Below are 24218 nucleotides of genomic sequence, written 5' to 3'. Positions count from 1 at the left end.
CCCGGCGAGCGCCTCCTCGACCGCGGTCGCCCGCAGCGGTGTCGGGCCCATGCTGGTCAGCGCGATCCGGGCTCCGGCGAGGTGGCCGCCGTCGCGCCGTACCGTCGCGGCGACGCCGACGACGGCCCATGCCTGGGCGGCGCGGCTGAACTTCTCGTAGTGGAATCCCCAGCCGTCGGTCCTGGGCACCCGCACCTCCACCAGGAGTTCGTCGGGCCGCAGCGCGGTCTCCAGATAGTCGGTGAAGAAGTCGCGCGCCGGGATGACGCGCCGTCCGCCGGGCCCCGCCGCGACCAGTTCGCCGTCGAGGGCGAGCAGGACGGCGGGCAGGTCCCCGGCCGGGTCGGCGTGGGCGAGGGACCCGCCGATGGTCCCCCGATGGCGTACGGCGGGGTCGGCGACCGTCTCCGTGGCCGCCGCGAGGAGTCCGGCGTGGCGGCGCACCAGCGGGTCGTGGATGACGTCGTGATGGGTGGTCATGGCGCCGATGACCAGAACGCCCGCGCCGGTGTCCTCCCGCACTCCGCGCAGTTCGGGGAGGCGGCCGATGTCGACCAGGAGTTCCGGGAACGCGAGCCGCAGCCGCAGGACCGGGATCAGGCTCTGGCCGCCGGCCAGCACCTTGGCGTCGTCACCGCCGTCGGCGAGGGCCCGCAGGGCCTCCTCGACGGATTCGGGCCGTACGTAGTCGAACGCGGCGGGGATCATGCCGCCACCTCCTTCTCGGCCCCGGCTGCCGCCGCCCGTGCCTCTTCGATTGCCTCCCAGATCCGCTGGGGTGTGCAGGGCATGGGCACATCGCGGACGCCCAGCGGGCGCAGCGCGTCCATGACCGCGTTGACCACGGCCGGGGTGGAGGCGATGGTTCCGGCCTCGCCGACGCCTTTGACGCCGAGCGCGTTGGTGGTCGCCGGGGTCTCGGTGCGGTCGGTGACGAAGTCGGGGAGGTCGGCGGCCGAGGGCACCAGATAGTCGGCCATGGTGCCGGAGAGCAGATTGCCCTCGGCGTCGTACACGGCCTCCTCGTACAGCGCCTGGGCGATGCCCTGGGCGAGACCGCCGTGTATCTGGCCCTGGACGATCATCGGGTTGACCGCCTTGCCGATGTCGTCCACGCAGACATAGCTGCGGATACGGGCGCGGCCGGTCTCGGTGTCGATCTCGGCGGCGCACAGATGGGTGCCGTGCGGGAAGGAGAAGTTCTCGGGGTCGACCAGGTGTTCGGCGTTGATCGTCGGTTCCATGCCGTCGGGCAGGTCGTGGGACGAGAACACCTCGAAGGCGACCTCCTGGATGGTCTTCGTCGCCTCGGGCGACCCTCGGACGGTGAAGGTGCCGCCGGAGAACTCCAGGTCGGCCTCGTCGGCCTCCAGCAGATGGGCGGCGACCCGGCGGGCCTTGGCGACCACTTTGCGCGCGGCGTGGTGGACGGCGACACCGCCGACCGCAAGGGAGCGGGAGCCGTAGGTGTCCATGCCCTGGGGCACGGCCTTGGTGTCGCCGTGCACGACCTCGATGTCCTCGAACGGCACCCCGAGGACATCGGAGGCGATCTGACTCCAGCAGGTGGCGTGCCCCTGGCCGTGCGGGCTGGTCCCGGTGGTCACCTCGACGGTGCCGGTGGGCAGCATCCGGATGGACGCGGCCTCCCAGCCGCCCGCCGCGTACCGCAGATCGCGCAGGATACGGCTGGGGGCCAGGCCGCACATCTCGGTGTAGGTGGAGATGCCGATACCGAGCCGCACGGGGTCGCCGCGCCGCTCGCGGACGCGCTGTTCGGCGCGCAGCTCGTCGTAGCCGAAGAGGGCGAGCGCGCGGTCGGTGGCGGCTTCGTAGTTGCCGCTGTCGTAGGTGAGTCCGCCGGCCGAGGTGTACGGGAAATCGTCGTGCCGGATCCAGTTGCGCCTGCGCAGTTCCATGGGGTCCAGGGCCAGTTCGGCCGCGAGTTCGTCCATGGTCCGCTCGATGGCGAAGGTCGCCTCGGGCCGCCCGGCGCCACGGTAGGCGTCCGTGGGGGTCCTGGTGGTGAAGACGCCGGTGCAGGTGAACGCATAGGCGTTCATCTTGTAGATGCCGGGGTACATGAACGCGCCGAGCAGCGGGGTGCCGGGGGTGATCAGCATCAGATACGCGCCCATGTCGGCGAGCAGATCGACGCGCAGGCCCAGCAGGTCCCCGTCGCGGGTGGCTGCGATCTCGACGTCCTGGAGCTGGCCCCGGCCGTGGTGGGTCGCCTGATACCCCTCGGACCGGGACTCGGTCCATTTGACCGGCCGCCGCAGCCGCCGGGCGACGGCCAGCGCGAGGGCCTCCTCGCCGTACACCTGGAGCTTGGAGCCGAAGCCGCCGCCGACATCGGGGGCGATCACCCGCAGCCGGTGCTCGGGGATGGCGGTGACCATGGACAGGACGACCCGGGCGATGTGCGGGACCTGGGTGGAGGAGTACAGGGTGTACTCGTGGGACGCCGTCGGCGGTACGGCGACGACGGCGCGGGGCTCCATCGCGGAGGGGATCAGCCGCTGCTGGGTGTAGCGGCGGTGGAGGACGATGTCGGCCGCCGCCTTCTCGGCCTCGTAGTCGCCGGTGGCCAGCGGCCACACATAGCAGCGGTTGGTGCCGTGGGCCGAGTGGACGAGGGGCGAGCCGTCGGCGAGCGCCGCTTCCAGATCGAGTACGGGGGGCAGCGGTGTGTAGTCGACGTCGACCGCTTCGAGCGCGTCGGCCGCCGTGTAGCGGTCGCGGGCGATGACGACGGCCACGGGGTCGCCCGCGTAGCGGACCTCGTCCACGGCCACGGCCGGGTGGTCCGGCATCACGATGTCCTCGGTCACCGGCCAGACGCAGGGCATCGGGCCGAGGTCGTCCGCCGGCTCACGGCCGCTGAACGCGGCGATCACCCCGGGCCGCCGGCGGACCCGGGAGAGGTCGACGCGGTCGATCCGGGCGTGGGCCATGGGGCTGCGCAGGATCGCCATGTGCAGCAGTCCGGTCACGGCGATGTTGTCGGTCCAGGTGGTCTGTCCTGTGACGAGCCTGGCGTCCTCTTTACGGGTACGGGAGCGGCCGATCTCGGCGGTGGCGGCTGGCGCGTTCATACCGGCGCCTCCTGTCCGGCCCCGGCCCGCTGCGGGGCCTCCTGCCGCGCCGGGGCCTCCTGCCGCGCCGGGGTCTTCTGTCCGGCCGGGGCGTCCGCTCCTGCCGGGGCCTTTTGTCCGGCCCCCGCCCGCTCCGGGGCCGTCTCGTCGGCGGTGGGACCGGGCGCGCGGCGGCGGCGCTCCTCGGCGGCTGCCGCGAGGACGGCGCGCACGATGTTCTGGTAGCCGGTGCAGCGGCAGAGATTGCCTTCGAGGCCGAGGCGGATCTCCTCGGGCGACGGATCGGGGTTCTCCTTCAGCAGATCGCGCGCGGCCATGATCATGCCGGGGGTGCAGTAGCCGCACTGGAGCGCGTGCTGCTCGTGGAACGCGGTCTGGAGGGGGTCCCAGCCCGTCTCGGTGGCCAGCCCCTGGATGGTGGTCACCTCGCTGCCGTCGGCCTGGACGGCGAGGACGGCGCAGCTCTTGACGCTCTCGCCGTCGACGTCGACCGTGCAGGCCCCGCAGTTGGAGGTGTCGCAGCCGATCGGGGTACCGGTGAGGCCGAGGCGGTCGCGCAGATAGTGGACGAGGAGGAGCCGGGGTTCCACTTCGTCGTCGTAGCCGGTGCCGTCGACAGTCAGCGAGATATGTGTCATCCGGGCCTCCCAGGGAATGCCCCGAGACAGAGCGGGCTCTGAATCCTCGGTTCCGCTCTGTTACTGGCAACTCTAGGTCGCGACCCTCCGACGCGCGAGCCCTTGCCGAACGGACGAGCGACACCCCGCCGAACATCCGTCCGCACCAAATGTCGAAGTTGTGGGGTGGCCGCCCGAGGGTTCGGGCCGCATGGGAATCTTGCTCTGGCCGCCTGCCCGATCCCCCGTCGGGCCGGGAAACCGACAGTGCTGAAGGAATCCACGATGGCAACTCCCCTGTCCGCCTCCAGACTGCTCAAGGCACTGCGCGACGAAGGGCTCAAGGTCGTCGAGCACCGCAGCTGGCGTACGAACGACCGTAACCACAAGGGCCCGTGGGGGCCCGTGCACGGAGTGATGATCCATCACACGGTGACCTCCGGAACGATGAACTCCGTCGAACTCTGCTACAACGGCCACGCCAATCTGCCGGGTCCGCTGTGCCACGGGGTGATAGCCAAGGACGGCACGGTCTACCTCGTCAGCGCCGGGCGCGCGAACCACGCCGGGTCCGGAGACGACGATGTCCTGCGCGCGGTGATCGACGAGACCGCGCTGCCCGCCGACAACGAGGCGAACACCGACGGCAACCGGCACTTCTACGGCTTCGAGTGCGTCAACCTCGGCAACGGCAAGGACCCCTGGCCCGCCGCCCAGCTCACCGCGATCGAGAAGGCTTCGGCGGCGATCTGCCGGGCACACGGCTGGTCGCACCGCTCGGTGATCGGTCATCTGGAGTGGCAGCCGGGGAAGATCGACCCGCGCGGCTTCACCATGGGGTCGATGCGCACCCGGGTCGAGTCCCGGCTGACGGGCAGCCCCGCCCGCCCCGGTGAGCCCAAGCCGCCCCCGCCCAGGCCCGCGAAGTACGAGCCCTTCCCCGGTGCCGCCTTCTTCGCGGTGGGGCGGCGCAGCCCGGTCATCACGGCGATGGGCAAGCGGCTGGTGGCGGAGGGGTGCGGCCGGTACCAGTCCGGGCCGGGGCCGAACTGGACGGAGGCGGACCGGCAGTCGTACGCGGCCTGGCAGCGCAAGCTGGGGTTCACCGGCGACGCGGCCGACGGCATCCCGGGAAAGAGCAGCTGGGACCGGCTGAAGGTGCCCAACGTCTGAGGCGCGGGGCACGGTGTCCGTGTCCGTGTCCGTGTCCGTGTCCGTGTCCGACGGTGGTCATCGATGACTCTCCGCGTCCGGCGCGCGCGGTCGGGCACATCCGGCGCGCGGGTCGGCTCGGCCCACCGGCACCGGGTGCGGGCGGGTCGGCTCCACCGGGCACGGGCGGGTCGGCTCCACCGGCACCCGGCACGGGCGGGTCAGTTCGATCCGCCCGCGCCGGGCCCGTACCAGAGCGTGGTGACATTGCAGAACTCGCGGATACCGTGCGCCGCCAGTTCCCTGCCGTAGCCGGAGCGCTTGGCCCCGCCGAACGGCAGAGCGGGGTGGGAGGCCGTCATCCCGTTGAAGAAGACGCCTCCGGCCTCGATGTCCCGGGCGAACCGGGCGAGTTCGCCTTCGTCCCGTGTCCACACATTGGAACTCAGCCCGAAGGGAGTGTCATTGGCGAGGGCGACGGCCCCGTCCACATCGGCCACCCGGTAGACCGTGGCCACCGGGCCGAACGCCTCCTCGCGGTGGATCCGCATCCGGTCGCCGACTCCGGCCAGGACCGTGGGCTCGTAGTACCAGCCCCGGTCCAGGCCCGGCGGGCGACGGCCGCCGCACAGGGCGATCGCCCCGTGCTCCAGGGCGTCGTCGACGAGTTCTTCGAGGTCGGCCCGGCCCTGTTCGGTGGCGAGGGGGCCCACCTGGGTGGACTCGTCGGCCGGGTCGCCGACGGAGAGGCCGCGCATGCCCGCGGTGAAGCGCTCCAGGAACGCGTCATGGACATCGGCGTGGACGATGAACCGCTTGGCGGCGATGCAGGACTGGCCGTTGTTCTGCACCCGCGCCCTGACGGCCGTTTCGGCGGCCCGCTCCACATCGGCCGACGGCATCACGACGAAGGGATCGCTGCCGCCCAGCTCCAGGACCGTCTTCTTCACCTCGTCGCTCGCGATGGACCCCACGGAGCGGCCGGCCGGCTCACTGCCCGTCAGGGTCGCCGCCGCCACCCGGGGGTCGCGCAGTACGCCCTCGACGGCGGCGGAGCCCACCAGCAGGGTCTGGAAGCACCCCTCGGGGTAGCCCGCGCGGCGGAACAGATCCTCCAGATACAGCGCGGTCTGCGGCACATTGGACGCGTGCTTGAGGAGCCCGACATTGCCCGCCATCAGCGCGGGCGCGGCGAAGCGCACGACCTGCCACAGCGGGAAGTTCCACGGCATGACGGCCAGGATCACCCCGAGCGGCCGGTACCGCACCACCGCCCGGGCGGCCCCGGAGTCCGCCACATCGGCTGCCGACGGATGCTCGTCGGCGAGCAGTTCCGCCGCGCGCCCGGCGTACCAGCGCATCGCCTTCGCGCACTTCGCCACCTCGGCGCGGGCCGCCGCGATCGGCTTGCCCATCTCGGTCGTCATGGTGCGGGCGACCCGCTCGCCTTCCTCGTCCAGCAGCTCGGCGGCCCGTTCGAGGAGCCGGGAGCGGGTGGCGAAGCCGGTGGTGCGGTGGGTGTCGAAGGCACTGCGGGCGAGGGCGATCCGGCGTTCGACGGCGTCGGGGGTGAGGGGGGTGAAAGTACGGAGGGTCTCGCCGGTCGCGGGGTTGACGGTGGTGATGGGCATAGGTGCTCCGTAGGTGATGAGGTGGCCCGGGAGGGCCGTGCCCGGCTCAACCGGCGGCGGGTCGGGGTACGCCCGCCCGGGCTGAAAGGCGTGCCCGGCCGAGGCGCACGGCCGGTGTCACACTTGCGCGGGGCCGGCCTTGTTCTCCAGGCGGAGTTGGACGTCCTTCTCCTGGTCGCCCGCCGCCATCGCCTCCGCGCGGACGTCGAAGGCGGACGCGAGCGCTTCGCGGAGGCGGTCGACCGCCCAGTAGCCGCCCTGCATCTCGGCCTCGACGGGCGAGGTGAGGGGTACGGGACCGGGCGCTGTCCGGGCCTCCGCGACGTCGAAGGTGGCGGTCCACACCGCCACATGACCCTCGGACACGTATTCGGGCGTGTCGTCGTCCGCGCGATCGGATGCGTACAGCCGCCCCAGCAGCCGGAAGACCGTGTCGGCGTCCTCCCTGGTGCACCCGGTGATCGTCACCACGACCGGGGTGGCGAGTTGTTCGGTGCTCTTCACCGTGGTTCCTCACTCTCCATGCGCTGCTCAGGGCGGGGACCCCTTCCCAGGCTCGCCCGGGCGCGCGCCGGGTGCGAGTCGGGCGGACCGGTCGGGTGTCCGCGCCCCGCGCGGGAGGCGGACCGGTCGGGTGTCCGTGCCCCGCGCGGGGGGCGGACCGGTCGGGTGTCCGTGCCCCGCGGGCTCAGCGCGGGGTCAGCCGGAGGGTTCGTCGGGGACAGGCTGTTCGGGGTGGACCGACCCGCTGCGCGGCTCTCCGCTGCGGCCCGCACCCGACTGGTCGGTGTCCGGGAGGCTCCGGTCGGCCGCTTCGCCCGACGACGGGGTACGGGGCACATCCAGCGGATCGCCGTCCTCGTGTTCGCGGCTCTGCTGGTCCGGCGGGTCCCTGGGGACCGGCCCTTCGGGATCCCGGTCCGGCCCGTGGCGTTCGCGCATGGTGGGTTCCTCTCGTACGGGGAAGGCGGGGGCTGTGGGGAGGGCGGGGGGCTGTGGGGAGGGCAGGCTCCGTACGAGTACCCTGCAGCACGGGGAATAACGGGGAACCCGGAATCCGTTGACGTCCAGGCACGTGGTGGGGGCTGCCCGGGGCAGGCATGTTCTCGCGACATCGGCAGGCCCCGGAGGCCACAGGCATGCCGCACAGGACGACAGACGAGCCGGCAGCGGCAGTCACCCGGGGCGGCACGGGCACCGGCAGAGCGGTGGTGCCCGTCCTGGCGTTCGCGGGTATCACCGTCGCCGTGATGCAGACGCTGCTCGTCCCGGTCATCAAGGATCTGCCGGCCCTGCTGAGCACCAGCCCCGCCAACGCCACCTGGGTCCTGACGGCCACATTGCTCGCGGGCGCGGTGGCCACCCCGATCATGGGACGGCTGGGCGATCTGCGGGGCAAGCGGCGGATGCTGCTGGCCAGCCTCGGGATCATGGTCGTCGGATCGCTGGTCTGTGCCTTCACCGATGATCTGGTGACGATGATCGCCGGGCGCGCGTTGCAGGGCTTCGCCATGGGCGCGATACCCCTCGGCATCGGCATCATGCGCGATGTGCTGCCCCCCGACCGGCTCGCTTCGGGGATGGGGCTGATGAGTTCCTCCATCGGAGTGGGCGGCGGACTCGCTCTGCCCGGGGCCGCGCTGGTCGCCCAGCACAGCGACTGGCACACGCTGTTCTACGCCTCGGCCGGTCTGGGCGTGCTGTCGATGCTGGCGACGGTCCTCGTCGTACCGGAGCCGTCGCTGCGCGCGCCGGGCGGTTTCGACCTGCCGGGCGCGCTGGGGCTGTCCACGGGCCTCGTCCTGTTTCTGCTGCCCATCACCAAGGGCGGCGACTGGGGCTGGACCTCACCGGTGACCCTGGGCCTGTTCGCCGCGTCGGCCGTCGTCCTCGCGCTGTGGGGAGTGTGGGAGCTGCGCATCGCCGCGCCCCTGGTGGATCTGCGCACCACCGCCCGCCGGGAGGTGCTGCTCACCAATCTGGCCTCGATCATGCTCGGGGTGGCGTTCTACGCCGTCTCGCTGGTCCTCCCCCAACTGCTGCAACTGCCCGAGTCGACCGGCTACGGGCTGGGCCGGTCGATGGTGATGGCCGGGCTCTGTGTCGCACCCCTCGGGCTGACCATGATGCTCGTCGCCCCTCTCTACTCCCGGGTCGCGGGCAAGTACGGCCCCAAGGCGGCGCTGCTGACCGGGATGGTGATCATGTCCACGGGCTATGGCGCGGGCATCGTCATGATGAGTGCGGCCTGGCAGACGGTCGTTGTCTCGGTGGTGCTGGGCGCGGGCATCGGCTTCGCTTACGCGGCGCTGCCCGCCCTGATCGTCGGGGCCGTCGATCCCTCCCAGACCGGGGCGGCGAACGGTCTCAACGCCCTGATGCGGTCGATCGGCACCTCCGTGTCGAGCGCGGTCATCGGAATGGTCCTGGCGCGCACGGCCGTCCCCATGGGTGATGTCCTCGTGCCCAGCCTGGAGGGCTTCCGGCTCTCCTTCATGATCGCCACGGGCGCGATGCTGCTCGGTCTGGTGCTCGCCGCGGCGCTGCCCGGGCGCAAGGGCCCGGCCCGCCCGGTCCCGCGCGCCAGTGGCGGGGACACCCCGGCGGGCCGGGAGGCTCAGCCGGTCGCGCCCACCCGGGGCGGCGGCTGAGGCCCCCGCCGTACCCACGCGAGAAGGACGACGGAGGCGACGGCCGCCAGCGCGCACCAGGTGGAGACGAACTCCGTGCGCCACAGCAGCGCGCAGCACGCCGAGCAGCCACAGCGCCCGCTCCGGCCAGCGCGCCGAGCAGTCGCAGCACCCGGTCGCCGGAGAGCAGCAGCGCGCCGACCGTCGCCAGCAGATACCCGGCGGTGAGCAGCGGCGCGAAGGGCAGATCCAGCAGACAGCCGACGGTCCGGCCGCGGATCTCGGCCGTGACCGTGCGGGTGGTGAGGCAGTACCCGAGGACGGCCGCCGTCACCAGACCCGACGCGACCGGGGCGGCGAGCCGCCGGCGTACGGCGGCGGGCGAGACGAGCAGCACCGCCAGCGGCACCCAGAGCGGCAGTACCGGCAGTGCGATCACCGCCCACACGTCGGTGGCCGCGCCCTGGCCGCCACCGCCGCGCCAGAGAACGGACTCGACGATCTGATGCGCCCCGAGCAGCAGGGGCAGCGCGGCGAGCGGCAGATCGCGACTGCGGCGGACGCGCACGACACAGACCGTCCCGATCGCGCAGATCCCCGCGCCCGCCACCAGGTCGGCCGTCGCGCTCCAGCACATGGGCCCATCCGGTCGGCAGGGGTCGGGCAGTCCCTGGAGCTATAGCCGGGACCGGCGGTTCCTACGCCCCCGGAACCGGTTCCTGTGCCCCCGGGGCGCCGATCGCGGGGTCCCGCCGGAGCCTGCGATTGGCGAGTACGGGCACGGCCCGGCGTACGGAGGCGACCTCGGCCGGGTCCACATCGGCGACCAGCAGTCCGGGCGCGGCCTCCAGCCGTGACCGCACGGTGCCGTCGGGGCCGATGAGCGCGCTGTACCCGATCCCGGCCGGGACCCCGGTGCGCACCTCCCGGCCGGAGGCCGCCGGGTCCGCCTGGTCCACGGCGGCGACCCACAGGGTGGCGTCCAGCGCCCGGGCCCGGATCAGCAGCTCCCACTGGTCGCGCTTGCCGGGGCCGTCGCCCCAGGACGCGGGCAGCAGTGTGAGGACGGCTCCGGCGTCCGCGTGGGCCCGGAACAGTTCGGGGAAGCGGACGTCGTAGCAGGTGGCGAGGCCGATCCGGATGTCCGCCACCTCGATGGTGACGACCTCGGAGCCGGCGGCGACGGTCGCGGACTCGGTGAAGCCGAAGGCGTCGTACAGATGGATCTTGTCGTAGGCCGCCTCGACCCCGGGGCCGGTGGCCAGCAGGGTGTTGGTCACCTTGCCGTCGGCGGCCGGTGTGAACATCCCGGCGACCACGACCACACCGGTCTCCTCGGCGATCTTCCGCACCCCGGTGGCCCAGGGCCCGTCCAGCGGCTCCGCCAGCGGGGCGAGCCGGGTGCCGAAGCAGGCCATGGTCGCCTCCGGCAGGACGACGGCCGCCGCGCCCGATTCGGCGGCGCGGCGAGCCTGCTCCCGTACGGTGACGAGATTGCGCGCGGGGTCGGGGCCGGTGGTGATCTGGCTCAGGGCGATGCGCATGAAACTGTCCCTCGGAGTGCGTCGACGGGCCGGGTGTCACGGTCCAGCCTGCGCCATCGCGACGGCCCGCCGCACCCTCCGGGCGGTTCCAGGGGCTTCTCCCCGGGCTTCCCCGCGGGCTTCTCTCAGGGCTTCGGGGGCTGCTGCGGGGGTTCGTGCAGCCCGAACGGCGAGCCCTGGTCGTCATGACAGAACATGAACCGGCCGAAGCGGGCGAGCGTCTCCTCACTCTCCCCGAAGTCGAGGTCGTCCACCGAGCCGCCGAGTTCCACGACGCGGGCGAGTGCGGCCGTCATGTCCTCGACCCGGAAGAAGAGATACGGCGTGGCCGCGGGGTCGCCCCCGTGGACTCCGCCGGGGACGTTGGGGGTACCGATGGCGTAGCCCCCGCCCTCCGTCGAGCCCTGGTCGAAGGACCAGCCGAAGAGGGAGCCGTAGAAGGTGCGGGCCTGTTCGAAGTCACCCACACCGAGTTCGAAGAACGAGATCTCACCGGCCATGGCTGCGTCGCCTTCCCTGGGGTGACGGTGCCCCTACGGTACGGCGCGGGCCGTGCCCCCGCACCCCCTGTCCCGCGCGGGCGCGGGGCGCTGTCCTCAAACGCCGGACAGGCTCACTACAGGCACCCGGGCCCCAGCCCCGCACTCGTGCACGCCCCCGCGCCCAAGGGCCCGTCCTCAAACTCCCCCAGACTTCGTCCGGGGGGACCCCCAACAGGCTGAATATGCGCACCCCTGCCTCCAAGAGGCGAAGCTCTGGGGGAGTTCAAGGCGCACGGTCCGGACGCGGAACCCCGGACGACCAGCCGCAACGTGCGTCGGCTGACGCACACCCCTACGGGGTGTCCTCAAACTCCCCCAGACTTCGTCCGGGGGGACCCCCAACAGGCTGAATATGCGCACCCCTGCCTGCAAGAGGCGGAGTTATGGGGGAGTTCAAGGCGCGCGGTCCGGGCACGGAACCCCGGACGACCAGCCGCAACGTGCGTCGGCTGACGCGCACCCCTCCGGGGTGTCCTCAAACGCCGGACGGGCTGGTTCTGCCCACCCGGCCCGCCAGACTCGGCCGGGCCCTGGCTGCCCCAACGAGCACCGAGCAACCCCACCGGCACAGAACAACCCAACCCCTGGGGTCCCGAGAACCCGCCCTTCCGGCATCGCGAACACCCAGCCCTCCGGCACCCGTACACCGCCCCTCCGGCATCGGCCAATCCCCGCCCCGCCGACACCGAATCCCATCCCCTCCGGCATCGGGCCATCCCGTCCCCTCCGGGATCAGGCAATCCCAGCCCCTCCGGCGATTGAGGAGCAGGGGGTCCCCCACGCCCGCAAGGGCGTAGGGGGGCGGTTCGGGGCAGCGCCCCGACAAGAACCCGCGCCCGGGCGGGACCCGGGCAGGACCCGGACCGGACCGGGCGACAGGTCCGGGGTACCCACGGGCGGCAGATGCGTGAGCGCAGCGGATAAGGCATGGAATCGGGGCGATCAAGGCCACCCCCACGTCGCTAAGGTCACAGCCCGTGCCCCTCCTGCACAGTTGTGTGCATGTCCTAGCATCCGAGCATGACGGTCCTCCCCGACGACGGGTTCCCGCTGGCCGCCGAATTCCCGGACGCCACCCCTGAGCAGTGGCAGCAGCTGATCGCCGGCGTGCTGCGCAAGGCAGGCAAGGACATTCCGGACTCGGCTGCCGAGGGCGCGCTGTCCACAACCCTGGAGGACGGGCTCGCCACCCGTCCCCTCTACACGGCGGCCACGGCGGCCACGGCGGAAGGCGGCGCCGCGAACGCCGGCCTCCCGGGCTTCGCCCCCTTCACCCGGGGCGGCACGCCCGAGGGCGGCGCGGTGTCCGGCTGGGATGTGCGGCAGCGCCATGACCGGCCGGACCCGGTGCGGGCCAACGAGGCGGTGCTCGCGGATCTGGAGAACGGGGTCAGCTCGCTGTGGCTGACCGTCGGGGAGGCCGGAATCCCGGTCTCCGGGCTGGCCAAGGTGCTGGAGGGCGTGTATCTGGACCTGGCGCCCGTGGTCCTCGACGCGGGGGCCTCGTTCGACGCCACGGCCCGGGAGTTCCTGCGGATCTGCGCGGAGCGGGGCATCACCACACCGCTCGGCAATCTGGGGGCCGACCCGCTGGGGCACGCGGCGCGGACCGGCGCGTACGACGATGTCGATGGCCACCACGCCACGGCGGCCGAGCTGGCCCGGCTCTGTCACACGGCGCACCCCGGACTGCGGGCGCTGACGATCGACGCGCTGCCGTACCACGAGGCCGGGGCGTCGGCGGCGCAGGAGCTGGGGTGCTCGCTGGCGACCGGTGTCGCGGCGCTGCGCGAGCTGACCGCCGCCGGGCTCGATGTCGCGGCGGCCTGCGGGCAGCTGGAGTTCCGCTACGCGGCCACCGCCGATCAGTTTCTGACGATCGCCAAGCTCCGGGCCGCCCGTCGGGTGTGGGGACGGGTCGCCGAGGCGAGCGGGGCGCGGGCCGCCGGGGCACAGCGGCAGCACGCGGTGACCTCGCCGGTGATGATGACCCGGCGCGACCCGTGGGTGAACATGCTGCGGACGACGGTCGCCTCGCTCGCCGCGGGGGTGGGCGGCGCGGACGCCGTGACCGTGCTGCCGTTCGACCACGCGATCGGGCTGCCGGACGCCTTCGCCCGCCGGATCGCCCGGAACACCTCGACGATCCTGGTGGAGGAGTCGCATGTCGCCCGGGTCATCGACCCGGCGGGCGGCTCCTGGTACGTGGAGCGGCTGACCGATGAACTCGCGCAGGCCGCCTGGGACCGGTTCCAGGAGATCGAGCGGGCGGGCGGCCAACTGGCCGCGCTCCGCGGTGGTCTGATCGGCGAGCGGATCGAGCGCACCTGGGGCGAGCGGCAGAAGAAGCTCGCCAGGCGGCGTGAGCCGGTCACCGGGGTCAGTGAGTTCCCGCTGCTGTCGCAGACCCCGGTGGCACGCGACCCCGCGCCCGCCGTGCCGTCCGGCGGTCTGCCGAGGGTGCGCCGGGACGAGGCGTTCGAGGCGCTGAGGGCCCGCTCGGACGCGCATCTGGCGGCGACCGGGGCCCGGCCCCGGGTGTTCATCGCGGCGATCGGCCCGGCGTCGGCGCATACCGCGCGCACCACCTTCGCCGCCAATCTCTTCCAGGCGGGCGGGATCGAGCCGGTCCATGACCCGGTCTCCGTCGACGCGTCGTCGGTCGCCGGGGCGTTCACCGCCAGCGGGGCGGAGGTCGCGTGTGTCTGTTCCAGCGACGCGCTCTACGCCGAGCAGGCGGGGCCGGTGGCCGGGGCCCTGAAGGCCGCGGGGGCGCGGCGGGTGTATCTCGCGGGACGCCCCGGCGAACAGCGTGAGACTTATGTACGGGCGGGGGTCGACGAGTTCGTCGCCGCAGGTGATGACGCGGTCGCCGTCCTCGCCTCCGTACTCGACCGGATCGGAGTGGCGTGATGGGTACCCCGGACTTCACCGAGGCGGCCGAGGTGACGGAAGCCGCGGGCATCCCGGACTTCACCGGCGTCGAGCTGGGGACCGGCGCATCCGCCGGGTCCGACGACCAGTGGCGTACGGCCGTCAAGGAGGCCACCGGCAGGGGTGACGGCGATCTGGTGTGGGAGACGCCGGAGGGCATCCCGGTCAAGCCGCTCTACACCGGGCAGGATCTCGCCGGGCTGGACTTCCTGGGCACCTATCCGGGTATCGCGCCGTATCTGCGCGGCCCGTATCCCACGATGTACGTCAACCAGCCGTGGACGATCCGGCAGTACGCCGGGTTCTCCACCGCCGAGGAGTCCAACGCCTTCTACCGGCGCAATCTGGCCGCCGGGCAGAAGGGTCTGTCGGTCGCCTTCGATCTGCCGACCCACCGCGGCTACGACAGCGACCACCCACGGGTGACCGGCGATGTCGGTATGGCCGGGGTCGCGATCGACTCGATCTACGACATGCGGCAGCTGTTCGACGGGATTCCGCTGGACCGGATGAGTGTGTCGATGACGATGAACGGGGCCGTACTGCCCGTTCTCGCGCTGTACATCGTGGCCGCCGAGGAGCAGGGCGTACCGCCCGAGAAGCTGGCCGGGACCATTCAGAACGACATCCTCAAGGAGTTCATGGTCCGCAACACCTATATCTATCCGCCCGGCCCCTCGATGCGGATCATCTCGGACATCTTCTCGTACACCTCGCAGAAGATGCCCCGCTACAACTCGATCTCGATCTCCGGGTATCACATCCAGGAGGCGGGCGCGACGGCCGATCTGGAGCTGGCGTACACGCTCGCGGACGGTATGGAGTATCTGCGGGCAGGCATCGGCACGGGCCTCGATGTGGACGCGTTCGCGCCCCGGCTGTCGTTCTTCTGGGCGATCGGGATGAACTTCTTCATGGAGGTCGCCAAGCTGCGGGCGGCGCGGCTGCTGTGGGCGAAGCTGGTGAAGACGTTCGACCCGAAGAACCCCAAGTCGCTGTCGCTGCGCACCCACTGCCAGACCTCGGGCTGGTCCCTGACCGCGCAGGACGTCTTCAACAATGTGACGCGTACCTGTGTGGAGGCCATGGCGGCGACCCAGGGGCACACCCAGTCCCTGCACACCAACGCGCTGGACGAGGCGCTCGCCCTGCCGACCGACTTCTCGGCGCGGATCGCCCGTAACACCCAGCTGCTGCTTCAGCAGGAGTCGGGGACGAACCGGGTCATCGACCCGTGGGGCGGCAGCGCCTATGTGGAGCGGCTGACACACGATCTGGCCCGGCGGGCCTGGCAGCACATCGAGGAGGTCGAGGCGGCCGGGGGCATGGCGCGGGCCATCGACGCGGGTATCCCGAAGCTGCGGGTGGAGGAGGCGGCGGCCCGTACCCAGGCGCGGATCGACTCCGGGCGCCAGCCCGTCATCGGGGTCAACAAGTACCGGGTCGAGACCGATGAGGAGATCGACGTACTGAAGGTCGACAACTCCTCGGTGCGCACCCAGCAGATCGCCAAGCTGCGACGGCTGCGCGAGGAGCGCGACGACCGGGCGTGCCAGGACGCGCTGCGGGCGCTGACCGAGGCCGCCGGGCGCGACCCGGGACCGGGCCTTGAGGGCAATCTGCTGGCCCTGGCGGTGGACGCGGCACGGGCGATGGCGACGGTCGGGGAGATCTCCGACGCCCTGGAGAAGGTGTACGGGCGCCACGCGGGCCAGATCCGTACGATCTCCGGTGTGTACAGGAACGAGGCGGGCGAGTCCCCTTCCGTGGAGCGCACCCGGGCGCTGGTGGCGGAGTTCGAGCGGGCGGAGGGCCGCCGTCCGCGCATCCTGGTGGCGAAGATGGGGCAGGACGGGCACGACCGGGGCCAGAAGGTCATCGCCACGGCCTTCGCCGATCTCGGTTTCGATGTCGATGTCGGCCCGCTGTTCCAGACGCCGGGCGAGGTGGCCCGGCAGGCGGTGGAGGCGGATGTCCATATCGTCGGGGTGTCCTCGCTGGCCGCCGGCCATCTCACGCTGGTGCCCGCGCTGCGGGCGGAACTGGCGGCCGAGGGCCGGGAGGACATCATGATCGTGGTGGGCGGGGTGATCCCGCCCCAGGATGTGGCGACGCTCCGCGAGGAGGGTGCCGCGGCGGTGTTCCCGCCGGGCACGGTGATCCCGGACGCCGCGCACGATCTGGTGAAGACGCTGGCCGCCTCGCTCGGCCACGAGTGGTGAGAGGGTGCGTCTGATGCCCTCAGCGGTCCCGAGCGTCGACATCGACAGTTACGTCAAGGGGGTACGGGACGGGTCGCGGGCGTACATCGCCCGGGCGATCACCCTGGTGGAGTCCACCCGTCCCGACCACCGGGCGCTCGCGCAGCGGCTGCTGACGGAGCTGCTGCCGTACGCGGGCAGTGCGCGGCGGGTGGGGATCAGCGGTGTCCCGGGGGTCGGCAAGTCCACCTTCATCGACGCCGTGGGAACCCTGCTGACGGGTCGCGGCCACCGGGTCGCGGTGCTCGCGGTCGATCCGTCCTCCAGCCGTACGGGCGGTTCCATCCTGGGCGACAAGACGCGGATGGAACGCCTCGCGACGGACCCGGCAGCGTTCGTCCGGCCCTCGCCGACATCGGGCACGCTCGGCGGCGTGGCGAAGGCGACCCGGGAGACCATCGTGGTGATGGAGGCCGCCGGGTACGACGTGGTGCTGGTGGAGACGGTCGGCGTGGGCCAGTCGGAGACCGCCGTGGCCAATATGGTCGATACGTTTCTGCTGCTCACGCTCGCCCGGACCGGCGATCAGCTCCAGGGCATCAAGAAGGGCGTCCTGGAGCTGGCCGATGTGATCGCGGTGAACAAGGCCGACGGGCCCCATGAGCGCGATGCCCGCTCGGCGGCCCGGGAACTGGCGGGCGCGCTGCGGCTGATGCACTCCGCCGACGCGGCCTGGACTCCCCCGGTGCTGTTCTGCAGCGCCCGGGAAGCCACCGGTCTCGACACCCTGTGGGAGCGGGTCGAGCAGCACCGCGCCCTGCTGGATTCGACCGGCCGGCTCGCCGCCAAGCGCCGCGACCAGCAGATCGACTGGGCCTGGTCGATGGTCCACGACGAACTGCGCGACCGGCTGCGCGATCACCCCGGGGTGCGGGCGCTGGCCCCCGGGCTCGAACAGCAGGTGCGGGACGGGGAGCTGACGGCGACTCTGGCGGCGGAGCGGATCCTGGAGGCGTTCCAGCGGCCGGGGTAGGGACCTTCGGGACCGGCCCGCACCGCTGGCAGGGATGGGGCGGCCCGCCGGAGGACGGGGCCGCCGGAGGACGGGGCCGCCGGAGGACGGGGCCGCTCGCGGGCACGACGGCAGCGGGCGCCGAAGCGGGCCGGTGTGCGCGCCCCGACAGGCCGTACCGGCTGCCCGGCCTCTACGCCACGGCCTGCGGCGGCGAGTAGCGTGAGCGCATGATCCGCCGGGCGCGGGCGCTTCCGGGGCACGTGCACGGCAGCACAGACTCGGCTGCACAGACTCGGCGGTACAGACTCGGGGCCGGGCGAACCGCCGGGCGAACCGCAGGGAAGGTGAAGGCGGGATGAGGCTCACGATCCTCGGCGGCGGAGGTTTCCGGCTGCCGCTGGTCTACCGCGCGCTGCTCGACGACCGGGCCGAGGGCCGGGTCACCCGTGTCGTTCTGCACGATCTGGACGCGGGCCGGCTGGCCGCCGTCGTACGGGTGCTCGCCGACCAGGCGGCCGGGGTCGCGGACGCCCCCGAGGTCAGTGCGACCACCGATCTCGACGAGGCGCTGCGCGGTGCCGACTTCGTCTTCTCGGCGATCCGGGTCGGTGGTCTCGAAGGACGGGCGGCGGACGAGCGCATCGCGCTCGCGCAGGGGGTGCTGGGCCAGGAGACCGTCGGCGCCGGCGGTGTCGCGTACGGGCTGCGGACGGTCCCGGTGGCCACCGCGATCGCGCGCCGGGTGGCGCGGCTGGCACCCGGCGCCTGGGTCATCAATTTCACCAACCCGGCCGGTCTGGTCACCGAGGCCATGGCGGGCGTTCTGGGCGACCGGGTGATCGGCATCTGTGACTCCCCGGTGGGTCTGGGGCGGCGGGTCGCCGGGGTGCTGGGTGCGGATCCCGCGACGGCCCATATCGACTACGCGGGTCTCAACCACCTCGGCTGGCTGCGCGGCCTGCGGGTCGGCGGCCGAGATCAGCTCCCCCGGCTGCTGGCCGACCCCGCGCTGCTGGGCTCCTTCGAGGAGGGCAGGCTCTTCGGCGCCGACTGGCTCCGCTCGCTCGGCGCGATCCCGAACGAATATCTGCACTACTACTACTTCAACCGGGAGACGGTCCGCGCCTACCGGGAGGCGGAGCGGACCCGGGGGGCGTTTCTGCGTGACCAGCAGGCCCGGTTCTACCGGGAGATGGAGCGGCCGGGCACCCCCGCGCTGACCACCTGGGACCGGGTACGCGCCGAACGCGAGGCCACCTATATGGCGCACAACCGGGACGCGGCCGGAGCGGGCGCCCGGGACGCGGCCGATCTGGAGTCCGGCGGCTATGAGCGGGTCGCCCTGGCCCTGATGCGGGCCATCGCCCACCATCAGCGGGCCACCCTGATCCTCAACGTCCGCAACCGGGGTGCCCTGTCGCCCCTGGACGCCGACGCGGTGGTCGAGGTCCCGTGCCTGGTGGACGGGAACGGCGCGCACCCGCTCGCCGTCACCCCGCTGCCGGACCACGCCACCGGTCTGGTCACCGCCGTCAAGGCCGTCGAGCGGGAGGTGCTGGCCGCCGCCGCGAGCGGTGAGCGCGCACGGGCGGTGAGCGCGTTCGCGCTGCATCCGCTGGTGGACTCGGTGGGCGTGGCCCGCCGGCTGGTGGACGAGTACACCGCGGCTCACCCCGCACTCGGATACCTCCGCTAGGGCTGTCCCGTAATCTGCGGTGGATCAGAGCGCGGCGTCAGATGCATGGGGTCTCTCCAGGCCCGATCATCAGACCGCCGAATCCGATCGGTACGGCGATCGCGGTCGCGGTGCCCACCAGCAAGGTGACCGCGACGATCGTCGCCACACGTGTTCGGTGCACGCTGCTTCCCGGCGAGGTCGCGAGGTCTTCCCCGAGGCCGAGTGCGTTCAACGGACGGCCGTCACGAGCGCGAGGGCGAGCCCGGCGGCGAGTAGCGGTACGAAAGGCACGCTCACGTCGAGCCCTCGTCCGGCCAGGGTGCCGGCGTTCCAGTGCCGCATCCGGTCGAAAGCCGCCGGGTCCAGCAGCATCATGCTGGTCGTGATCCCGGTCAGCACAGCGCCGAGCGCGACTCAGGCCAGAGTGAGCCGCACCGGATCGGCGGGCCCGCGCCTGGCCGAACCGATCAGATGGACCACGGCGGTGGACAGCAGCGCGCCGACGAGGGCGAGCCAGGCGTATCCGCTGATCGAGCCGACTCCGAACACACTGATCCCGATCGCGACGGCCGGCGCCGCTCCGGCGTTGACGCCCAGGATTCCGGGATCGGCGAGGGGATTGCGGGTCAGCGCTCGCACGTATCCGACGCAACTGTCGACGTGCCCCCATGGCCCCGGGCTCGAAAACTGCCCGGACTTCCGGGCCCTGGTCGACGTACCCGGCTCGCTGCGGGCGTCCACGGTCTGGTTCCTCCGCGGACAGAACCACGCAGCGCGGGCGGATATCGGTAGGTATCGATAGAATTCGACCATGGCAGAGCGCCCCGTCGCTCCGACCGCACCCGAACTCGTCCTCACCACCGACGACGGTTCCACGGTGATGAGCCCGAGCCGGGATTACCACGTCGGGCGCGACCCCCAGAGCGATATCGTGCTCAACGACGCCCGGGTGTCGTGGCACCACGCGGTGCTGCGGACCGAGGACGGCCACTGGACCGTCGAGGACGAGCACTCCACCAACGGCACCTTCGCCGACGGTGCGCGCGTCCATGAGCGGGATGTCGGCGCGGGCTGTGTCCTGCGCTTCGGCAGTGCCGCCGACGGCCCGCGCGCGGTGCTCGCGGACCACCGGCCGACCACCCGGGCCGAACGCCCCTCCGCCGTCTCCGCGCCCGCCGCCACCAGCACCTTCAAACAGCCGACGACCGTACGCCCGCTGCCGACCCGTACCGTCCGCATCGGCCGGGACCCCGGCAACGACCTCGTCATCGACGATCTGACCGTCTCACGCACCCACGCGGAGCTGCGCACCCGCCCGGACGGCGGATACGAGATCGCCGACCTCGGCTCCCACAACGGCACCTTCCTCAACGGCGCCACCGTCGCCACCGCCCCGGTCTCCCCCGGCGACATCATCGGCATCGGCCACTCCGCGTTCTGCCTGGTCGGCGACCAGCTCCAGGAGTACGTCGACACCGGCGAGATCTCGCTCGACGTCCAGCAGCTCGCGGTCACCGTCGACCGGGGGAGCAAGACCCTGCTGGACCATGTCTCCTTCCCCGTGGGCGAGAAGTGCCTGCTCGCCGTGGTCGGCCCCAGCGGCGCCGGAAAATCCACCCTGCTCAACGCCCTCACCGGACTGCGCCCCGCCGACCACGGCACCGTCCTGTACGACGGCCGTGATCTCTACCGCGACTACGCGGAGTTGCGCAGGCGCATCGGGCTGGTGCCGCAGGACGACATCCTGCACACGCAGCTCACCGTGCGCGCCGCCCTGGGGTACGCCGCCGAACTGCGGTTCCCCCAGGACACGGCGAAGGCCGAGCGCCAGGCGCGCGTCGCCGAGGTGATCCGGGAACTGGGCCTCGACCAGCGCGCCGACCAGCGTATCCACAGCCTTTCGGGCGGCCAGCGCAAACGGGTGAGCGTCGCCCTGGAGCTGCTGACGAAGCCGTCGCTGCTCTTCCTCGACGAGCCGACCTCGGGGCTCGACCCCGGCATGGACCGCTCGGTCATGCAGATGCTGCGCGGGCTGGCGGACGACGGGCGGACCGTCATCGTCGTCACCCACAGTGTGCTCAGCCTCGATGTGTGCGACCGGCTGCTGGTGCTCGCCCCCGGTGGCCGGATCGCCTACTACGGGCCGCCCGAAGACGCCCTGGCGTTCTTCGGCTTCGAACGGTGGCCGGAGGCGTTCGAGGCGTTCGAGGGCGACCGCGAGCGGGACTGGGCGGGCACCTACCGCGACTCCCCCTTCCACCAGCGGTATATCGCCGGTTCCTCCGCACAGCCGTCCCCTGCCACGGACACGGCTGCCACGGCCGCCACGGCCGCCACGGCCGCCACGGGCATCGCCCCACCGCCCAAGGCCCAGAGCAGGCGTGCCCAGCTGTGGACGCTGATACGCCGGTACACAGCCGCGCTCGGCGCCGACCGGACGTTCCTCGCCATCATGATCGCGCTGCCGTTTGTGATGGGCGCGATGGCCCGGGCACTGGCCGGCAGCCGGCTCGACCGGGAGACGGCGATGAACGCGCTGCTCATCCTGTGTGTCGGCGGGGTGCTCACGGGCGCGGCCAACGCCGTGCGGGAACTGGTCAAGGAACGGGTGATCTATCAGCGGGAGCGGGCCGTCGGCCTGTCCAGATCCGCGTATCTGATGTCCAAGGTGGTGGTGCTCGGCACGATCACCGTGCTCCAGGCCGTCGTGCTCACCCTGGTCGGACTGGCCGGTGTCGACCTCAACGCCCCCGGCGGCAAAGGGGTGCTGATGCCACCGCTGCTGGAGATCACCCTCGCGGTCGCGCTGCTGTCGTTCACGGCCATGATGCTCGGTCTGCTGGTCTCCGCGCTGGTGCGCAAGGAGGAGGTCACCATGCCGCTGCTGGTGCTCCTCGCCATCATCCAGGTCGTCTTCTGCGGTGCGCTGCTCCAGCTGGACGGGCTGCCGGTGGCCCAGCAGCTGGCCTGGCTGGTGCCCTCCCGGTGGGCGCTGGGGGCCATGGCGGGCACCATCGGCCTTGGCCGGATCGTCCCCGGCGAACTGACCCGGGACCCGCTGTTCGCGCACTCCGCGGGGGTGTGGCTGACCAATATGGGCATGATGGTCGCCCTGTCGGTCGTGTTCGGCTTCCTGGTCTCGCGGCTGCTGCGCCGCCGTGAGCCCGCCGTGATGCGGAAGTAGGGCGGAACGACCCATGACCATCGAGGACTTCCGTCCCACCCATGTGGTGCCGCGTGAGGGGCTGCCCGCCTGGGAGGCCCCTGATGTGTCCCGGCCCACCGAGCCCCTGGACCCGCTGCTGCCGGTGCAGCTGCTGGACCGGCGCGGGGACTGGGGGCGGGTGCTGTGCGCGAACGGCTGGTCCGCCTGGGTGGACGGCCGGCTGCTGGTCGCCGTGCCGCAGAACCCCCCGGCCTCCGGCCTCCCCCTCGCCAGGACCGCCGATCCGCGCCCGCTGCTGGGCCGGGTCGCCAAGGCCCTGGACCAGTACCGGCGCGCGGCGGACGAACTCGCGGACGGCCGGATCGACAGGGAGACCTTCCGCCGCCGTACGCGGGGGCTGCGGGTGGGCGCGGTGGTCGACGGGGAGTCGGTGTGGCTGTACGACGCGGAGCACGAGCGCTGGGTGTACGCCGACGGCGGGCGCACCAGCACCTTCGCCGCCCCGTCGGACCCGGCGGCCGACCGCCCGGAGCCGGATACGCCCCAGCCCCCGCCCGCGCCCCCCGAGCCCCCCGAGCCTCTGTTGGACGCCCCGAGAGCTTCGGGCGGCCGGGACGCGGAGCCCACCCGCGCGGACGACACGGCGGCCGACCGACCGCCACCGGGCCCCGCACCCACCCGCACCCGCGCGGCCGGGGAGCCACCCACCACCCCACCGCCGCAGGACGTCGCACCCACCCGCGCGGCGGACGACACAGCGGCGGACCGACCGCCACAGGACCTCGCACCCACCCGCGCGGCCGGGGAGCCACCCGGTGCCCGGCCGACCGCGGCGGCGGAACCGGTCGACACGCCCCGTGCCGACCCCGACGGGTACGGGGACACCCGGGACGGGACGGAGCCGGACACGACGAACGGGAGCGTACGGCCAACCCGGGACGGTACTCCGTACGGCCATGAGCCGACGCGGCTCGCGGCCACGCCCGAGGACACCCGCACCCGGCGGGATGACGGCTGATGGCGGGCGGCCCGGACGACGACCGTGACCAGCGCGGGACCGGTCTGCCCGCCGGGCGGCCGTCCGATCTCGTGGGGAAGCAGATCGCGGGGTACCGCGTCGAGCGGGAGATCGGGCGGGGCGGGATGGCGGTGGTGTACCGCGCCCGGGATCTGCGGCTGGAGCGGACCGTCGCCCTCAAGCTCCTCGCCCCCGAACTGGCCCGCAACGACACGTTCCGCAAGCGGTTCACCCATGAGTCACGGGTGGCCGCGGCCATCGACCACCCGCATATCGTGCCGGTGTTCGAGGCGGGCGAGACCGAGGGCGTCCTGTACATCGCGATGCGCTATGTCGCGGGCCAGGATCTGCGGGCACTCCTCAACCGTGAGGGGCCGCTGCCCGCGCCCAAGGCGGGCCGTATCGCCGCACAGGTCGCGTCGGCGCTGGACGCGGCGCACAGCCACGATCTGGTGCACCGGGATGTGAAGCCGGGCAACATCCTGGTCGCCGAGGGCACCGACAGCGACCATCCCGAGCATGTGTATCTCACGGACTTCGGGCTGACGAAGAAGTCCCTGTCGCTGACCGGGTTCACCACGGTCGGACAGTTCGTCGGCACGCTCGACTATGTGGCGCCCGAGCAGATCTCCGGGCGGCCGGTGGACGGCAGATGCGATGTGTACGGCTTCGCCTGTGTGGTCTACGAGACGCTGACCGGGGCGCCCCCCTTCCAGCGCGACGACGACATGGCGCTGCTGTGGGCCCATCAGTTCGAGCCGCCACCGGCGCTGACGGGCTCCCGGCCGGACCTTCCGGCGGCAGTCGACGCCGTACTGGCGAAGGCGCTCGCCAAGGGTCCGGACGACCGGTACGACACCTGCGGGCAGTTCGTCGCCGAGCTGCGGGCGGCGACGGGGGGCAGGGCCAGGGCGCACGCATGAGGGAGAGGTCCGGCGAGCACCGTGTCCGGGCCCGGGGCCGTCGCCCCGGACCGTTGCGCCGGACAGGCC

The 24218-nt window shown here is 72.5% G+C and carries 17 protein-coding genes and 3 pseudogenes; 9 read left to right on the top strand and 11 right to left on the bottom strand.

Annotated features, from left to right (window positions below):
* The 3 genes and pseudogenes from ACWF94_RS07575 to ACWF94_RS07565 form a co-directional block, all read right to left on the bottom strand.
* Positions 1-708: FAD binding domain-containing protein (locus ACWF94_RS07575; RefSeq protein ID WP_453485656.1), on the bottom strand; the 708-nt coding region annotated here is incomplete at its 3' end.
* Entirely contained in the window at positions 705-3098 is a 2394-nt protein-coding gene (locus ACWF94_RS07570; RefSeq protein ID WP_453485654.1) for a xanthine dehydrogenase family protein molybdopterin-binding subunit, read from the bottom strand. The genes ACWF94_RS07570 and ACWF94_RS07575, both read right to left, overlap by 4 nt.
* 179 nt (positions 3099-3277) lie before the next feature.
* Positions 3278-3736 (bottom strand): annotated as a pseudogene (locus ACWF94_RS07565) ((2Fe-2S)-binding protein); the annotation flags it as partial.
* A gap of 264 nt (positions 3737-4000) precedes the next feature.
* On the opposite strand from ACWF94_RS07565, the gene ACWF94_RS07560 reads away from it, so the two are divergent.
* Complete coding sequence (locus ACWF94_RS07560; RefSeq protein ID WP_453485652.1) at positions 4001-4888, top strand: peptidoglycan-binding protein; 888 nt, start codon at positions 4001-4003, stop codon at positions 4886-4888.
* 200 nt (positions 4889-5088) lie between these two features.
* Here ACWF94_RS07560 and ACWF94_RS07555 read toward each other — a convergent pair whose 3' ends face one another.
* The 3 genes from ACWF94_RS07555 to ACWF94_RS07545 all read right to left on the bottom strand — a co-directional run bounded on the left by ACWF94_RS07555 (position 5089) and on the right by ACWF94_RS07545 (position 7440).
* The gene (locus ACWF94_RS07555; protein WP_453485651.1) at positions 5089-6498 is read right to left on the bottom strand and encodes an NADP-dependent succinic semialdehyde dehydrogenase; all 1410 of its coding nucleotides are present in this window, start codon (positions 6496-6498) and stop codon (positions 5089-5091) included.
* A 117-nt stretch (positions 6499-6615) separates the two neighbouring features.
* Positions 6616-7002 carry a hypothetical protein gene (locus tag ACWF94_RS07550; RefSeq protein ID WP_453485649.1) on the bottom strand — a complete coding sequence of 129 codons (387 nt, stop codon included), beginning with the start codon at positions 7000-7002 and terminating at the stop codon, positions 6616-6618.
* Between the two features lie 195 nt (positions 7003-7197).
* Complete coding sequence (locus tag ACWF94_RS07545; RefSeq protein ID WP_453485647.1) at positions 7198-7440, bottom strand: hypothetical protein; 243 nt, start codon at positions 7438-7440, stop codon at positions 7198-7200.
* A 197-nt stretch (positions 7441-7637) separates the two neighbouring features.
* Between ACWF94_RS07545 and ACWF94_RS07540 the strand changes: the two genes are divergently transcribed.
* Positions 7638-9149, top strand: a complete 1512-nt coding sequence (locus ACWF94_RS07540; protein ID WP_453485646.1) for an MFS transporter — start codon at positions 7638-7640, stop codon at positions 9147-9149.
* Here the strand turns inward: ACWF94_RS07540 and ACWF94_RS07535 are convergent.
* The 3 genes and pseudogenes from ACWF94_RS07535 to ACWF94_RS07525 all read right to left on the bottom strand — a co-directional run bounded on the left by ACWF94_RS07535 (position 9116) and on the right by ACWF94_RS07525 (position 11172).
* A pseudogene (locus ACWF94_RS07535) lies at positions 9116-9765 on the bottom strand (DUF6629 family protein). The gene ACWF94_RS07540 and the pseudogene ACWF94_RS07535 overlap by 34 nt on opposite strands.
* Before the next feature lie 61 nt (positions 9766-9826).
* Positions 9827-10672 (bottom strand): carbon-nitrogen hydrolase family protein, encoded by an 846-nt coding sequence (locus ACWF94_RS07530; RefSeq protein WP_453485644.1) that lies wholly within the window; start codon positions 10670-10672, stop codon positions 9827-9829.
* A 125-nt stretch (positions 10673-10797) separates the two neighbouring features.
* Positions 10798-11172, bottom strand: a complete 375-nt coding sequence (locus ACWF94_RS07525; protein WP_453485642.1) for a VOC family protein — start codon at positions 11170-11172, stop codon at positions 10798-10800.
* Between the two features lie 1062 nt (positions 11173-12234).
* Between ACWF94_RS07525 and ACWF94_RS07520 the strand changes: the two genes are divergently transcribed.
* From ACWF94_RS07520 to ACWF94_RS07505, 4 genes are all read left to right on the top strand, one after another.
* Positions 12235-14127, top strand: coding sequence for a methylmalonyl-CoA mutase family protein (locus ACWF94_RS07520; protein ID WP_453485640.1), 1893 nt, complete (start codon positions 12235-12237; stop codon positions 14125-14127).
* On the top strand, positions 14127-16370 hold the full coding sequence (gene scpA, locus ACWF94_RS07515) for a methylmalonyl-CoA mutase (RefSeq protein WP_453485638.1): 2244 nt from the start codon (positions 14127-14129) through the stop codon (positions 16368-16370). The genes ACWF94_RS07520 and scpA overlap by 1 nt, the downstream gene beginning before the upstream one ends.
* A gap of 13 nt (positions 16371-16383) precedes the next feature.
* Positions 16384-17382: a methylmalonyl Co-A mutase-associated GTPase MeaB gene (meaB, locus tag ACWF94_RS07510; RefSeq protein WP_453485636.1), complete on the top strand. Its 999-nt coding sequence runs from the start codon at positions 16384-16386 to the stop codon at positions 17380-17382.
* A 337-nt stretch (positions 17383-17719) separates the two neighbouring features.
* Positions 17720-19060: a 6-phospho-beta-glucosidase gene (locus ACWF94_RS07505; protein WP_453485635.1), complete on the top strand. Its 1341-nt coding sequence runs from the start codon at positions 17720-17722 to the stop codon at positions 19058-19060.
* 37 nt (positions 19061-19097) lie between these two features.
* Here ACWF94_RS07505 and ACWF94_RS07500 read toward each other — a convergent pair whose 3' ends face one another.
* Both ACWF94_RS07500 and ACWF94_RS07495 read right to left on the bottom strand, forming a co-directional pair.
* On the bottom strand, positions 19098-19223 hold the full coding sequence (locus ACWF94_RS07500; protein ID WP_453485633.1) for a hypothetical protein: 126 nt from the start codon (positions 19221-19223) through the stop codon (positions 19098-19100).
* A gap of 47 nt (positions 19224-19270) precedes the next feature.
* Positions 19271-19681, bottom strand: a pseudogene (locus tag ACWF94_RS07495) (iron chelate uptake ABC transporter family permease subunit).
* 172 nt (positions 19682-19853) lie between these two features.
* Between ACWF94_RS07495 and ACWF94_RS07490 the strand changes: the two are divergent.
* The 3 genes from ACWF94_RS07490 to ACWF94_RS07480 are packed head-to-tail and all read left to right on the top strand — an operon-like array spanning position 19854 to position 24149.
* A complete protein-coding gene (locus ACWF94_RS07490) occupies positions 19854-22226 on the top strand; it encodes an FHA domain-containing protein (protein WP_453485631.1) in 2373 nt (790 codons plus the stop codon).
* Between the two features lie 13 nt (positions 22227-22239).
* On the top strand, positions 22240-23226 hold the full coding sequence (locus ACWF94_RS07485) for a hypothetical protein (RefSeq protein ID WP_453485629.1): 987 nt from the start codon (positions 22240-22242) through the stop codon (positions 23224-23226).
* Positions 23226-24149: a serine/threonine-protein kinase gene (locus ACWF94_RS07480; protein WP_453485627.1), complete on the top strand. Its 924-nt coding sequence runs from the start codon at positions 23226-23228 to the stop codon at positions 24147-24149. The genes ACWF94_RS07485 and ACWF94_RS07480 overlap by 1 nt, the downstream gene beginning before the upstream one ends.
* Positions 24150-24218: the final 69 nt, after the last annotated feature.

The sequence above is a fragment of the Streptomyces sp. NPDC055078 genome (assembly GCF_053607985.1).
The sequence above is the reverse complement of the archived record's forward strand: the minus strand, read 5'-3'. Positions and strand labels throughout refer to the sequence as shown.

Bases quoted from the DNA above. Each gene is read 5' to 3' on its own strand.
- ACWF94_RS07520 (WP_453485640.1), top strand. From the start codon at position 12,235: ATGACGGTCCTCCCCGACGACGGGTTCCCGCTGGCCGCCGAATTCCCG.
- meaB (WP_453485636.1), top strand. From the start codon at position 16,384: ATGCCCTCAGCGGTCCCGAGCGTCGACATCGACAGTTACGTCAAGGGG.
- scpA (WP_453485638.1), top strand. From the start codon at position 14,127: ATGGGTACCCCGGACTTCACCGAGGCGGCCGAGGTGACGGAAGCCGCG.
- ACWF94_RS07545 (WP_453485647.1), bottom strand. From the start codon at position 7,440: ATGCGCGAACGCCACGGGCCGGACCGGGATCCCGAAGGGCCGGTCCCC.
- ACWF94_RS07570 (WP_453485654.1), bottom strand. From the start codon at position 3,098: ATGAACGCGCCAGCCGCCACCGCCGAGATCGGCCGCTCCCGTACCCGT.
- ACWF94_RS07560 (WP_453485652.1), top strand. From the start codon at position 4,001: ATGGCAACTCCCCTGTCCGCCTCCAGACTGCTCAAGGCACTGCGCGAC.
- ACWF94_RS07485 (WP_453485629.1), top strand. From the start codon at position 22,240: ATGACCATCGAGGACTTCCGTCCCACCCATGTGGTGCCGCGTGAGGGG.
- ACWF94_RS07540 (WP_453485646.1), top strand. From the start codon at position 7,638: ATGCCGCACAGGACGACAGACGAGCCGGCAGCGGCAGTCACCCGGGGC.
- ACWF94_RS07505 (WP_453485635.1), top strand. From the start codon at position 17,720: ATGAGGCTCACGATCCTCGGCGGCGGAGGTTTCCGGCTGCCGCTGGTC.
- ACWF94_RS07530 (WP_453485644.1), bottom strand. From the start codon at position 10,672: ATGCGCATCGCCCTGAGCCAGATCACCACCGGCCCCGACCCCGCGCGC.
- ACWF94_RS07480 (WP_453485627.1), top strand. From the start codon at position 23,226: ATGGCGGGCGGCCCGGACGACGACCGTGACCAGCGCGGGACCGGTCTG.
- ACWF94_RS07525 (WP_453485642.1), bottom strand. From the start codon at position 11,172: ATGGCCGGTGAGATCTCGTTCTTCGAACTCGGTGTGGGTGACTTCGAA.
- ACWF94_RS07490 (WP_453485631.1), top strand. From the start codon at position 19,854: ATGGCAGAGCGCCCCGTCGCTCCGACCGCACCCGAACTCGTCCTCACC.
- ACWF94_RS07555 (WP_453485651.1), bottom strand. From the start codon at position 6,498: ATGCCCATCACCACCGTCAACCCCGCGACCGGCGAGACCCTCCGTACT.